At 61.6% G+C, this 13,240-nt stretch carries 9 protein-coding genes and 1 tRNA gene; 4 read left to right on the forward strand and 6 right to left on the reverse strand.

Annotated elements, in window-relative coordinates; all coding sequences use genetic code 11:
* The first annotated feature begins 120 nt into the window (after positions 1–120).
* Both ACZ5B4_RS16640 and ACZ5B4_RS16645 read left to right on the forward strand, forming a co-directional pair.
* Positions 121–588 (forward strand): GNAT family N-acetyltransferase, encoded by a 468-nt coding sequence (locus ACZ5B4_RS16640; RefSeq protein ID WP_464912350.1) that lies wholly within the window; start codon positions 121–123, stop codon positions 586–588.
* A 337-nt stretch (positions 589–925) separates the two neighbouring features.
* Positions 926–2,872 carry a peptidylprolyl isomerase gene (locus tag ACZ5B4_RS16645; RefSeq protein WP_464912351.1) on the forward strand — a complete coding sequence of 649 codons (1,947 nt, stop codon included), beginning with the start codon at positions 926–928 and terminating at the stop codon, positions 2,870–2,872.
* A gap of 32 nt (positions 2,873–2,904) precedes the next feature.
* Here ACZ5B4_RS16645 and ACZ5B4_RS16650 read toward each other — a convergent pair whose 3' ends face one another.
* The 6 genes from ACZ5B4_RS16650 to ACZ5B4_RS16675 form a co-directional block, all read right to left on the reverse strand.
* Complete coding sequence (locus ACZ5B4_RS16650; protein WP_464912352.1) at positions 2,905–3,438, reverse strand: CBS domain-containing protein; 534 nt, start codon at positions 3,436–3,438, stop codon at positions 2,905–2,907.
* Between the two features lie 109 nt (positions 3,439–3,547).
* Complete coding sequence (locus tag ACZ5B4_RS16655; protein ID WP_464912353.1) at positions 3,548–4,606, reverse strand: 2-oxoacid:ferredoxin oxidoreductase subunit beta; 1,059 nt, start codon at positions 4,604–4,606, stop codon at positions 3,548–3,550.
* Between the two features lie 54 nt (positions 4,607–4,660).
* A complete protein-coding gene (locus ACZ5B4_RS16660) occupies positions 4,661–6,595 on the reverse strand; it encodes a 2-oxoacid:acceptor oxidoreductase subunit alpha (RefSeq protein ID WP_464912354.1) in 1,935 nt (644 codons plus the stop codon).
* Positions 6,596–6,613: 18 nt separating this feature from the next.
* A complete protein-coding gene (locus ACZ5B4_RS16665) occupies positions 6,614–7,075 on the reverse strand; it encodes a CBS domain-containing protein (RefSeq protein WP_464912355.1) in 462 nt (153 codons plus the stop codon).
* 331 nt (positions 7,076–7,406) lie between these two features.
* Complete coding sequence (locus ACZ5B4_RS16670; protein WP_464912356.1) at positions 7,407–8,228, reverse strand: hypothetical protein; 822 nt, start codon at positions 8,226–8,228, stop codon at positions 7,407–7,409.
* A 300-nt stretch (positions 8,229–8,528) separates the two neighbouring features.
* Complete coding sequence (locus ACZ5B4_RS16675; protein WP_464912357.1) at positions 8,529–8,999, reverse strand: type II secretion system protein; 471 nt, start codon at positions 8,997–8,999, stop codon at positions 8,529–8,531.
* 914 nt (positions 9,000–9,913) lie between these two features.
* Between ACZ5B4_RS16675 and ACZ5B4_RS16680 the strand changes: the two genes are divergently transcribed.
* On the forward strand, positions 9,914–12,880 hold the full coding sequence (locus ACZ5B4_RS16680; RefSeq protein WP_464912358.1) for a hypothetical protein: 2,967 nt from the start codon (positions 9,914–9,916) through the stop codon (positions 12,878–12,880).
* A 257-nt stretch (positions 12,881–13,137) separates the two neighbouring features.
* Positions 13,138–13,208: transfer RNA gene (locus tag ACZ5B4_RS16685), tRNA-Gln, on the forward strand.
* The last annotated feature ends 32 nt before the right edge of the window (positions 13,209–13,240 follow it).

A 13,240-nucleotide genomic window follows, 5' to 3' on the forward strand; every position in this document is an offset into this window, starting at 1 on the left:
CGGCCCTGATCACGGACGGCCCGGCGTTTGGCGGAGGGATGCCGCGGCTCGCACCGCTGTTCGGGCCGGACCGCTCCGCCGACCGGAGTCTGCACCGCCGCCGAGCTCGTTCACCAACCCATGTCGCACTCCCACGCCATCCGCGTCATCCGTTACGGATCCGTCGCATACGCGGCGGAGCTGGCCCTGCGCAAGGCGGTGCTCCGTGATCCGTTGGGGTTGGAGTTCACGCGGGAGGAATTGCTGAGCGATGTCCGCTCAATCCACCTCGGCTGTTTTCAGGACGGCCGCCTGGTAGGCTGCCTGGTCCTGACGCCGGCGGAGGGCGGCGAAATCCGCAAGCGGCAAGTGGCGGTCGTACCGGAATGCCAAAGGCGAGGAATCGGCACGGCCTTGGTGGCGGCCGCCGAAGCCCTGGCCCGGCAGGAAGGTTTTCGCCGCCTGGTGCTCCATGCCCGCCAATCGGCCGTGCCCTTCTACGAACGTCTGGGATACCACGCCTTCGGCGAACCGTTCGAGGAGATCGGCCTCCGTCACCGGGCGATGGTGAAAGACTTGCTAGCGGCGGAACCTACTCCGGAGAGGTGAACGACTTCCGCGCGGCACAGGTTCCAGGGCACCATCCCCATCGCAATCCGGGGCAGAGAGGAAAGAGCGGCGATGGGCGGTGCGGGTTTCAGCGGCTCGCCGTTGGAAGGCATCAAGTCCGTGCAATCGGTACGCGCGGACAGGCGGCGGCGCGCGGTCTTGTCGATCCTCTGGGGAAGGCCCGCCGCGGCGCCCGAAAATTCGGCCTTGACGGCACGGCGGAAACGGGACTATACTCCGCCCGACTCGCGACGCTCTCGACCCGTCTGACCTCGAGGGCCTTCCCGCACGCGAGCTTGCGTCACAATCCGATCGCGCGGTTACAGGAGGAACCGTCATGAGTGGAAAGGATTCCGATAGTCCACGTCTCATCGTCGTCGGCGGTTACCGCTGGAAGTCTTTGTCTGTCGTCTTGGCCGTGATTGCCCTTGCCGTGGGGATTCGGATGGCGTGGAGGACGGGCACGGCGGAAGCCGAACCGGGTGCCTCGACTGCGGCGGCCGCCCAAACTCCCCGCTCGGCGCCGGCGTCCGCTCCCGCCCAAAAGCCGGAGGCCGTGACCGGCGTACCGGTCGGGCCCGCCGCGCAGAACCGAATCGTGGCTGTCGTCAATAACGAGCCGATCACCCGCGACGAATTGGGCAAGGAATGCCTGAAGCGGTACGGCAGCGAAGTGTTGGAGAGCGTCGTCAACAAGTACCTCATCATGCAGGAGTGCCAGTTGCGCGGGCTGACGGTCACCGAAGATGAGGTGAACGCGGAGGTGGAGCGGATGGCGACGCGGTTCGGCATGCCCGTCGCAACGTGGCTGAAACTGCTGAAGGAAGAGCGCGGCATCAAGCCGGAGCAATACAAGAAAGACATCATCTGGCCCACGTTGGCCCTGCGGAAACTGGCGGGCGATCGGATGGTCGTGACCGATGCGGAGTTGCGCAAGGAGTTCGAATCGCGTTACGGACCGGCGGTCAAGGCCCGCTTGATCGTGGTCAGCGACCGGGAGAAGGCGGAGAAGATCCGCGGCCAAGCGGTGCAAGACCCCGAACGGTTCGGCGAATTGGCGAAGGACTTTTCGGAGGATACGGCGAGCGCCGGCTTGAAGGGCTTGATCCAGCCGATTCGGATGCACGTGGGCGACCCGAAGATCGAGGCGGAGGCCTTCCGCCTTCAACCGGGGGAGATTTCCGGCGTGCTGCCGATCGGGAATCAATTCGTGATTCTCAAGTGCGAGGAACGGCTTCCGGCGGTGAAAGTGCGGTTCGAGGACGTTCGCGGCGAGCTGGAGGAATTGGCCCGGGACGCCCGACTCCGCGACGTGGCGCAGGAGGTCTTTCGCGAATTGCAGCAAAAGGCCCGGGTGGAGAATGTTTGGAACGACCCGGAAAAGCGGGCCCGTATGCCGGACACGGCGGCCCTGATCAACGGCCGGGCGATTCGTTTGAGCGATTTGGCCGAGATGTGCATCGATCGTCACGGCGAGGAGGTGCTGGAGGGCGCCATCAGCCGGAAACTGCTGGAGCAAGCGTGCCGCCAACGCAATATCACGGTCACCGCGGAGGACATGCAAGCGGAGATCGAGCGGGCGGCGCGGCAAAACCTGCCGCTCCGGCCGGACGGAAAGCCGAACGTGGAGAAGTGGATCGAACTCATCACGCAGCAGCAGCGCATCACGGAGGAAGTCTATCGCTTGGATGCGGTTTGGCCGACGGTGGCGCTGAAAAAGTTGGTGGGCGTCAACGTTACCGTCAGCCAGGAGGACTTGCAGAAGGCGTTCGAGGCGAATTACGGTCCGCGGGTTCGCTGCCGGGCCATCCTCTTGAACAACCTGCGTCGCGCCCAACAAGTTTGGGAAAAGCTCCGGGCCAATCCTAGCGAGGAATACTTCGGGGACTTGGCCGAGCAATACTCGATGGACGCCACCACTCGGGCCTTGCGGGGCGAGATCGCGCCGATTCAAAAGCACGGCGGCCAGCCCATGCTGGAACAAGAGGCGTTTTCCCTTAAACCGGGCGAAATCTCGGGGATCGTGCAGGTGGGGCCGGAGGCGTACGTCATTCTCTATTGCCTCGGTCAGACCAAGCCCGTCGACGTCACGTTGGAAGAAGTCCGCGCGGAGCTGACCGCGGATTTGCAAGAGAAGAAGCTGCGTCTGGCGATGGCGGACTACTACGAGAAGTTGCGGGCGGGCGCTACCATCGACAATTATCTGGCGGGCACGACCCAGTCGCCGCCGCGCAGCGGACCCCAGACGGCGAGGGCGTCCGGGCCGGCCGCGTCCGCGCGGTAAGCCGGCGGAATGCCGAGGCCCGCGCCGTCGGGCTAGGCTTCCTTCAGCACTTCCGTGAAGTGACGCAGCAGCTCGCGCGAGGAAATGACCCCCACCAACCGACCGTTGTCGCGGATCGGGATGTGCCGATAGCCGCCCACGTCCATGCGATGCACGGCGAAGGCGAGGCAATCGTCGATGTCGAGACACTGGACGGGCGACGTCATGAAGTCGGCGACCGGAAGAGCGCCGCGCGACGCCAGGTCTTCGCTGACTTTCATCAGGGCGTCTCGCTCGGTGAAAATGCCGACCAGTTCATCGTGTCGGTCGACGACCAGGGCACAACCGGTCCCCTTGGCCACCATGGCCTTCAAGACTTCCTGCACGGGGGTCTCGGGGAGCACGCACACGGGAGTGCGAAGGGGGAGGCGGTCGATGCGATCGTGGAGCACGCTGCGCTCCAGGGCGCTGCGGGGGGAGTAGTTTTGCTCGTGTACTAGAGGGACCCCGCAACGCAAACAAATCTCGGCCCCGGCCAAGTTTTCGAAACCGCAAGCGGTACAGAGCAGCCTTCTAATCCGTTCCATCTTCCCGGTCCTATTCCCCCCTGCTCGAGGCATCCAGGCCGAACCGCCCCAGGCAAGGGTCCTCGCTGAGCCGAACCGTGGGGTTGAAACCGAAGCGTGCTGCCGCCCGTCATGCCGCGGGCTGAGCGGGTTGGTCATCCTTGACCGTCCATGTCTCGCCTTCGCGGAAGAGCTGATCCAAGTCGCGCGGGCCGCCTCGTTTTGCGACCAGTTCGCGCTGTCGGGCGTCCATCAGTTCGTCGATCGTCGGCCGCGCGACATCGCGGAAGACGCCGATCGGCTCCGGAAACTCCGGATGATGCATGCGGCTGAGGAAGTACGCAAGGGTGGGCTGCTCGGCCTTCTCGTTGTGGATGATCAAATCGCTCTCCGAGACGCCGTTGCCCAGCGAGACGACCTGCGGTTCGATGCCGACAAAGCGGATGCCTTTGTCGCGGTTCTTGCCGAAAATGAGCGGCTTGCCGTGCTCCAGCTCGAGAATCGTCTCGAACTTGGAGTCGCGGTCGGTGGCATAGTCCCAAGCGCCGTCGTAGAAGACGACGCAGTTTTGGTAGATCTCGACGAAGGAGGCCCCTTTGTGCGCGGCCGCTCGTTCCAAGACCATGCCGAGGTGCTTTTGATGCACGTCGATGCTGCGGGCGACGAAAGTGGCCTCGCAGCCGATGGCCAAGGAGAGCGCGTGCAAGGGGTTATCCAGCGAGCCGTACGGGTTGCTTTTGGTGGGATGCCCCAGCGGCGTGGTGGGCGAAAACTGACCCTTCGTCAGGCCGTAGATGCGATTGTTGAAAAGAATGATGTTGATGTCCACGTTCCGCCGGATTGCATGGATCAGGTGGTTCGTGCCGATGCTCAGCCCGTCGCCGTCGCCGGTGATGACCCAGACGGAAAGGTCGGGCCGGGCGATCTTCAGCCCCGTGGCAATCGCGGGCGCTCGCCCGTGGATGCTGTGCATCCCGTACGTATTGACATAATAGGGAAAGCGGCTGGAGCAACCGATACCGGAGACGAAGACCGTCTTCTCGCGGGGCAAACCCAAATTGGCCAGGGTCTTTTTCACCTGGGCCAAAATGGCATAGTCGCCGCAACCGGGGCACCAACGGACCTCTTGGTTGCTGGCGTAATCGTTCGGCCCAAGCGGGGGTGTTTCAAGTAAGGCGTCAATGGACATGGCCTGGAATCCTTCTGGGGATGCTACTCTTGTCTTTCGCTTGCCCGCGGCGTTTCAGTCCTCTTCGACGGCCTGCCGACCGGCCTCCACCAAATCCTCGACGTTGAAGGGGCGTCCCATTACCTTGCTCACGGAACGAACCGGCCGCAGATACTTGGCCTGGAGCAGCATGGCCAATTGCCCCAGGTTCAATTCCGGCACCAGGATCCGTTCGTACCGCGATAGGATGTCTCCCAAATCGTCGGGGAGCGGGTTCAAGTAGCGCAGGTGTGTGTGAGCGACTTCGTAGCCCGTTTCTAGGAGTTCCTGCACCGCCGATCGCACCGCGCCGAAGGTGCCGCCCCACGAGACGAACAGCACCTTACCGCACTCCGGGCCGATGACGGGCTGCGGCGGATATTCCTTGGAAATTCCCGCCACCTTTTGGGCCCGCAGTTGAACCATCTTTTGGTGATTGGCCCCATCGTAACTGACGGCACCGGTATCGGCCTGCTTTTCCAGGCCGCCGATACGGTGCATGAGGTTAGGGGTACCGGGGACGGCCCAAGGCCGGGCCAACCGCTCGTCGCGGCTGTAGGGCAAGAAATCTTGTGTCTCGGGACCGGGGTGTCGGATCGGGATCGGTTCATACTCCGAGAGATCGCGAATCCGCCACGGCTCCGCACCGTTCGCCAAGTACCCGTCACTGAGGATCATGACGGGCGTCATATAGCGGACGGCGATCCGCCAGGCCTCGATGGCGATCTCGAAATTGTCGGCGGGGCTTTGGGCGGCCAAGACGGGAATGGGGCACTCGCCGTGCCGCCCGAACAGCGCCTGTAGCAGATCCGATTGCTCCGTCTTCGTCGGCAAGCCCGTGCTCGGGCCGCCGCGCTGCACGTTGACGACAATCAGGGGCAATTCCAGCATGACGGCCAAGCCCAGCCCTTCGGCCTTCAGCGAGATTCCCGGCCCGCTGCTCGCCGTCACGCCCATCTTTCCCCCGAAAGCGGCTCCGATGACTGCGGCGATCGCGCAGATCTCGTCCTCAGCCTGGAAGGTCTTTACGCCGAATTCCCATCGCATCGCCAACTCGTGCAAGATGTCGCTGGCCGGTGTGATGGGGTAACCGGCGTAAACCAGTTCGCAGTTGCTGAGGCGTGAAGCCGCCATCAAACCCCAAGCCAAGGCTTGATTGCCGCTGAGGCTGCGATACGTCCCCGGCGGAAGCTTGGCCGGTCGGACCACGTATCGCTGATGGATGGCCTCCGTCGTCTCACCGTAGTGATAGCCGGCCATCAACACGCGGCGGTTGGCCTCCGCCACGGCCGGCCGTTTGCCGAACTTGGCCGCAATGAAACGGAGGGTGGGATCCAAGGGCCGATCGAAAATCCAGTAAACCAGCCCCATGGCGAAGAAATTGCGGCAGCGATCGGCCTCCTTGGTGGATAGGCCCAAGTCCTTCACGGCCGCCCGCGTCAGCTCGGTAATGTCCACCGGGATGACTCGATATTGGGAAAGGGCCGGGTCATCCAGCGGGTTGGCAGTATAGCCGGCCTTTTCCCACTCGCGCTTCACGAAGCTGTTGCTGTCGACGATCAACAGCCCGCCGCGGGTCAAGTCGCCCAAGTTCGTCGCCAAAGCGGCCGGATTCATGGCGACCAGGGCGTCGATCTTATCACCCGGCGTGTAAATCCGTCGCCCGGCAAAATGGACCTGGAAGCCGCTCACGCCGGCCTTAGTGCCGCGCGGGGCGCGAATCTCGGCAGGATAATCGGGCAGCGTGACCACGTCGTTTCCAGCCGCTGCGGAGGCCGTGGTGAACTGCGTACCGGCCAATTGCATGCCGTCGCCCGAATCCCCCGCGAACCGTACCGTCGCCTCTCGCAATTCCACGGCGGCCTTAACGGATGAGGATACGCCCGTTTGCTGTTGCACGACTTCTTCCCTTTCCCGCATCAGGACGGTGTTTTCCTGCGACGACGCACGGATCGGGCTAAAAGAGTTCATGGATTCACAACCTCGCGTTCACGGCCCCTCTCGTTCCCGCAGCGTCTCCGACGTTGGGGGCAAATTGTAGACTGCTTGAGGAAAATGATCGACCAGCCAGCCGATGATGGACATGACGTCCACCATGCCGATCACGCGACCGTCGTCATCGGCCAAGGGTAGGTGGCGGTAACCGTTGGCCGACATCTTGGAAATGGCGTATGCGATCGGCTCCCGCTTCGTGACCACAAGGGGGCAAGGTGAAGCCAGACGGCGGATGGGCGTCTCGCCATCTTCGCCGGCGGCCATGGCCCGCAGGGCATCACGTTCCGTGAAGATGCCGACGATCCGCCCCGACTCCTCCAGCGTGACGGCGTTCACGCGGTAGTCGCGCATGACCTCCAACACGCGCGTCAGCGCCATGTCGGGCGTCACCGAAACCGCCGGAGCCGTCTCCAGCCTCGCCACGGTTTCGACGCTCAAGTTTTCCAACAGGCTCATCGTCCGTCGGCTTTCGGAAAACGGTGATCGCTTTGCAATTTCACGCCCTTGATCGGGTCGACCCGAGCGGCTTTTTTCGCACCGGTCACGCCTGCGCGAACAAAACTCCCCTGGTGCTCATACATCACCGGAAATGTCGGATTGGGCGACGCCCCGAACGGTTCTCCGAAGCATCGGCTGCAACACGAATCGCCCGGATCCGCCTTATACTCGAGATACGAAAGCACACCTATTACCTAAAGGTCGATGATTGCTATCATCAGTCTAGCGAATTCACCATGGGAGGCAAGCGAAAATATCAGACAAAATTGACGGTGCATGTAAACATTAGTTACTTGGTGTTGTTTTCATCGGGGCGAACGTAAAACTGGCTGAGATCGATCCCGCCCTTGCGTTCGTCCTCTAGCAGCTTGATCCGCGATTCGAGCCGTTCCAGCTTGCGTTGCAAAGTGTAGAAGTCTTGCACGAGGTTCTCTTCCCGCTTGGGGCGAGGCACGCTGGGATATCCTAGGTGACGCGCCAGGGCCGCGAAAAGATACAAGGGATCTTTCCGCCGATTGGCCAGGGCGATCTTGCCCTCCTTTTCCCCGAACAGCACCGATTTCTCCGCTTCGCCCGTCACTTGCCGGTAATGCTCACTCCGCACGAAAATCATGTCGGCGAGATCGACGATCCCGATTTGTCGGCGGAGCGAAAGGATCCACTCCCGCCAGTTCTCGTCGTAAATGGGGTCCTGGGCCATCGCTTCCAAGCCCTTGTCGTAGCCCAAGCGGTTGCGGCACAAGGTCTCGAACTGATACAGGAAAATGCCCTGAACGGTGCCCGGCTTGGCGCGATAGTCGGCTTCCTTTTCCAGAATTTCCAGGGCAGTACGAAAATCGAACCGGCCCTGCTCCCTCTCGGCCTCTCCGACGACGAAGGCCTGAAACGGCGTGAAGTAGTGGCTCAGCCTCGCCATCGCCGACGCAAATCCGCCGGTAAACCGTAGCTCGGTGATCATGAAATCGATCGCCAGAGGCAGCTTGGTCGTGGAGAGTATCTCTTGGCGTATCGTGCGCAGCAAGTCTTGCGTGGCGGTCCCTTGATCGAGTCGTTCTCGGAGCGTCCGAAAGAAGTATGCCTGCTCGATGTATTCTTCGCGATCCAACGTCATGGAAGGGGTTTCCGCGCCACGTGGTGCCTGAACGCCGCCCAGTCGGCCGCCGATTCGGCGGCGTGGCCCGCCCGGCAGAGGGTAGGGCGCGCCTATTATGACGCTTTTCTCGGAGAACTGCGACAGGTTGAACGGCCACAGCGCATGAGAGGAGCCGGAAACAATTCGGGGTCGATCCCTGCATGGGACCGACCCCGATCTGATTTCCGCCGGTAATCAACAGCTCAAGGGGCGGGCGTCTTTCCCGCGGGCATGCCCGCATCCGCGTCCCTCAAGCCGAGCGACTCTTCCCCGTTTCCGTCACTGAAAGTACTCGGGATTGTTGGGATAGATGTTGCCGGTGGTCTCATCGTATTGCCAGCCGGCTCCGCCGGCCACGGCGGCCGTCGGTCTTTGGCCCGGTGTTGCTACGGCCACCACGCTGTTACTGTTGTTGTACGGGTTTGCCGGGATACCGGTGGCCAAATAAGGCCCGTAGGGATAGCTCGGCCCCGGTGTGCCGATGTCGCCCGCCGCATTCGTCGCCTGCCACAATTGCGGCAGGTCGCCGTTGGAGATGGTGGGATAGGAACCGTGATGGACCCTGTATAACTCGATCTGCGAGCGGAGCGTGTGCGTGTTGAACTCCAGTGTGCTTCGTTTGGCGTCGCTGGTGGCGCTGGAGAATTGCGGGATGATGACCGCCGCCAGGATGGCCATGATCACGACCACAATCAAGACCTCGATCAGCGTGAACGCCTTTCGGCGAACGGAACGATGCTTTGTTGACATGCTTCGACCTCTTCCAACCTCGAATCTGTCTTGCCCGCCTGAAACCGCTCTTGATTACGCGACCATCGGTAAGTCGGCCCCTGCGATCCCTCGAACGGGCGCGGCGGTTCGGCGCCGGTTCGACTTGCCTCGCCGGCGTTGATTCGCCGTTCGTGCTCCCGTTTAGAAAAGATGTAGAACCGAAATCAGCCCTTGGCAAATCCAAAATCCCTACCTCCGCTTTGGAAGACGGACGGACGAATCGGTTCTTCTGAAGAAAACGACTGGGCGGGCGCGGAAGGGTGAAGCAAACGACGGCGAGCGTCCGAAGCCGTGGATTGTTGATCGTTGCACAGGCTGTTGCCGGTGGGATGCGACCCGGCACGTAAGACCGCGGGAACGCTCCCGAAGGCGACCTCGGTAGTAGAAGGTAGTAGAAGATGGCTCGCGTCAAACCGGCAATCATCTTTGTGTGCTTCATCTCCGCCAATCGACGAAAGCCGCTGAAAGCCTTTCATGCCTAAACCGGGGAGTTAGATGGGCTTCGGTACGCAATGCCCGGCCGGGCGGTAGTTGTATAGCGCATCACGTGCCGAACTCCTCCAAAGAATCCATTCCAGCGTTTTGACTGTGAATACTGTCGTACGTCTCCTAATCTATGGAGCCAACGCTCGTCACTTCTTTTGATTAACTTAACATATCGACGCAAAGCTCCGATATTTACCTAGGAAGCCCCCAAAGTCCGCGGAAACCCTATGCAGCCATTTCGCAGCGAAATAGCTGGATTGGGCAGAGCAGGAAGTCAGGCAAGCCTTTACGGGAAGTTCGTATCGTTTAACGCACGTGAATTAGGGCGACCGAAGTATCGGTTGGGGTACTTCGCGCTCTCATTCGACCAGGCCCTACCAGTTTCGATCCGCTGAAGGAGGCGTGCAATGAGAACCTTGTGGAGTCTGCCGCTAGTCGCAACCTTCCTGGTTGCCTTCGCGGCGGGAAAGGCCGACGCAGGCTATTGCGGCGCCGCTCGGCTTTGTCACCGTCCTGCGGCTTGCGCGGTCGATCCCGGCTGCGTGACCCAGGAATGCCATACGGTGATGCGACCGCACCGCAAGATCGTCCTCGAACGGCAGCAGGTCACGAGCTACAAGACCTGCTTCGAGCGCGTGGTCACTCCCCGCCAGGTTACTTACACCCGATACGTTCCGGAAACCCAATACCGTCAGGTTACACAGACGGTAATGAAGCCGGTCTATGAGACTCGCACCCGGCAAGTCACCTACACGGTGATGAAGCCGGTGTGGGAGACATGCGTGAAGGAGATCCCGTACACGGTGATGAAGCCGGTGTGGGAGACGCGGACCAAGACGTACACGGTGATGAAGCCGGTGTGGGAGACCTGCGTGAAGGAGATTCCGTACACGGTGATGAAGCCGGTGTACGAGACGCGGACCCGCGACGTTCACTACACGGTGATGAAACCGGTGTACGAGACCCGGACCAAGACGTACACGGTTTGCAAGCCGGTGTGGGAGACCTGCGTGAAGGAGATCCCGTACACGGTGATGAAGCCGGTGTGGGAGACGCGGACGAAGACGTACACGGTCTGCAAGCCGGTGTGGGAGACCTGCGTGAAGGAGATCCCGTACACGGTGATGAAGCCGGTGTACGAGACGCGGACCCGCGACGTTCACTACACGGTGATGAAACCGGTGTATGAGACGCGGACGCGGACCTACACGGTGATGAAGCCGGTGTGGGAGACCTGCGTGAAGGAGATCCCGTACACGGTGATGAAGCCGGTGTGGGAGACGCGGACCAAGACGTACACGGTGATGAAGCCGGTGTGGGAGACCTGCGTGAAGGAGATTCCGTACACGGTGATGAAGCCGGTGTACGAGACGCGGACCCGCGACGTTCACTACACGGTGATGAAACCGGTGTACGAGACCCGGACCAAGACGTACACGGTTTGCAAGCCGGTGTGGGAGACCTGCGTGAAGGAGATCCCGTACACGGTGATGAAGCCGGTGTGGGAGACGCGGACCAAGACGTACACGGTGATGAAGCCGGTGTGGGAGACCTGCGTGAAGGAGATCCCGTACACGGTGATGAAGCCGGTGTACGAGACGCGGACCCGCGACGTTCACTACACGGTGATGAAACCGGTGTACGAGACGCGGACGCGAACCTACACGGTGATGAAGCCGGTGTGGGAGACCTGCACGAAGCAGGTGGCGTACACGGTGTATCGTAAAGTCTACGAGACCCGCGAGCGTGAGGTCGCCTACTCCGTCTGCAAGCCGGTGCACGAGACCCGAATGGTCAAGGTGTGCGGCGGCCGCTGGGAAACCCGGATTGTGGAAAAGCCGGGTCCCGTGGTCACCAAGTGCGTCCGCGAGCCGGGCGAATGGAAATGGGACGCCACGAGCTGCCGTGCGTACTACGATCCGGGCCAAGTGAAGCAGGTCCGAGTCCAGTGCCCGCCGGTCAAGGTGTGCCGTCGCGTTTGGGTCCCCGAGGTCAAGGAATGCCCGGTGACCTGCGTCAAGTACGTCCGTGAGACGTGTGTGAAGAAGGTTCCCTATACCGTCTGCAAGCTGGTTCCCGAGAAGTGCGTCAAGACCGTCAGCTACAAGGTCTGCAAGTGGGTGCCCGAGCAGCGGACCTGCACGTACACCGTGTGCAAGATGGTACCGGAGCGTCGGGTGAAGACCTGCACGTATACCGTCTGCAAGATGGTACCGGAGCAGCGGGTGAAGACCTGCACCTACAAGGTGCGGAAGTGGGTACCGGAGCAACGGACCTGCACCTATCAGGTGTGCAAGATGGTACCGGAGCAACGGGTGAAGACCTGCACGTACAAGGTCTGCAAGTGGGTGCCCGAGCAGCGGACCTGCACGTACACCGTGTGCAGGATGGTTCCGGAGCGTCGGGTGAAGACCTGCACGTATACCGTCTGCAAGATGGTGCCGGAGCAGCGGGTGAAGACCTGCACCTACAAGGTGCGGAAGTGGGTACCGGAGCAACGGACCTGCACCTATCAGGTGTGCAAGATGGTACCGGAGCAACGGGTGAAGACCTGCACGTACAAGGTCTGCAAGTGGGTGCCCGAGCAGCGGACTTGCACGTACACCGTGTGCAAGATGGTTCCGGAGCGTCGGGTGAAGACCTGCACGTATACCGTCTGCAAGATGGTGCCGGAGCAGCGGGTGAAGACCTGCACCTACAAGGTGCGGAAGTGGGTTCCGGAGCAACGGACCTGCACCTATCAGGTGTGCAAGATGGTACCGGAGCAACGGGTGAAGACCTGCACGTACAAGGTCTGCAAGTGGGTGCGTGAGCAGCGGACCTGCACGTACACCGTGTGCAAGATGGTACCGGAGCGTCGGGTGAAGACCTGCACGTACACCGTGTGCAAGATGGTACCGGAGCAGCGGGTGAAGACCTGCACCTACAAGGTGCGGAAGTGGGTACCGGAGCAACGGACCTGCACCTATCAGGTGTGCAAGATGGTACCGGAGCAACGGGTGAAGACCTGCACGTACAAGGTCTGCAAGTGGGTGCGTGAGCAGCGGACGAAGACCCAAGCCTACCAGGTCTGCAAGCTGGTGCCCACCACCTGCGTGAAGACGGTACCCTGCCGCGTGATGAAGCCCGTCACCTGCACCAAGACGGTGTACGACGTGTGCTGGGTGAAGAAGCAGGTGCCGTACACGGTCACCCGCTGCGTGCCCCGCGTGGTGTGCGAGATGGTTCCGGTTCGCGTGTGCTGCCCGGTGAAAGTGCAACGCGCTTGCGAGCCGGCCTGCGATGCCTGTGCAGCGCCGGGAGCGGAAGCCGCCCCAGCCGACGTCAAGCCGGCGCAAGCGGCCCCCAGCCCCTCGGATAGCCGCACGATCTGACGCGGTTTGATCGAAATCGGCCTTCTGCCGAACTCGGCAAAGGGCCTGGTCCAAGGAATGCGGCTCGGTCGAATGATCGGGCCGCTTCTTTTTTTGTCACCAGGGGCATTTCGTCACGGTCTTCCCGCGGCGTAAAACGCCGCCGAGACCGCAGGTGGATTCTCTCCACCGGACTTGTCGCCGTTGAGACGGTGCGTTAAATATAGATAAAGGCTTGGAGGGACGCTCGCCAGGCTCGAGCTTCCTCAATGAGCTGATACCCGGTGGTGTAACGGTAACACAAGGGACTTTGGCTCCCTAATTCCAGGTTCGAATCCTGGCCGGGTAGCTGATCCGCAACCGTGCTTCTCAAAAGATAGC

It is taken from the genome of Thermogutta hypogea (genome assembly GCF_055386265.1).

Coding starts and splice junctions, on each gene's coding strand:
- ACZ5B4_RS16660 (WP_464912354.1), bottom strand. CDS start 6,595: ATGAACTCTTTTAGCCCGATCCGTGCGTCGTCGCAGGAAAACACCGTC.
- ACZ5B4_RS16680 (WP_464912358.1), top strand. CDS start 9,914: ATGAGAACCTTGTGGAGTCTGCCGCTAGTCGCAACCTTCCTGGTTGCC.
- ACZ5B4_RS16650 (WP_464912352.1), bottom strand. CDS start 3,438: ATGGAACGGATTAGAAGGCTGCTCTGTACCGCTTGCGGTTTCGAAAAC.
- ACZ5B4_RS16645 (WP_464912351.1), top strand. CDS start 926: ATGAGTGGAAAGGATTCCGATAGTCCACGTCTCATCGTCGTCGGCGGT.
- ACZ5B4_RS16675 (WP_464912357.1), bottom strand. CDS start 8,999: ATGTCAACAAAGCATCGTTCCGTTCGCCGAAAGGCGTTCACGCTGATC.
- ACZ5B4_RS16655 (WP_464912353.1), bottom strand. CDS start 4,606: ATGTCCATTGACGCCTTACTTGAAACACCCCCGCTTGGGCCGAACGAT.
- ACZ5B4_RS16665 (WP_464912355.1), bottom strand. CDS start 7,075: ATGAGCCTGTTGGAAAACTTGAGCGTCGAAACCGTGGCGAGGCTGGAG.
- ACZ5B4_RS16640 (WP_464912350.1), top strand. CDS start 121: ATGTCGCACTCCCACGCCATCCGCGTCATCCGTTACGGATCCGTCGCA.
- ACZ5B4_RS16670 (WP_464912356.1), bottom strand. CDS start 8,228: ATGACGTTGGATCGCGAAGAATACATCGAGCAGGCATACTTCTTTCGG.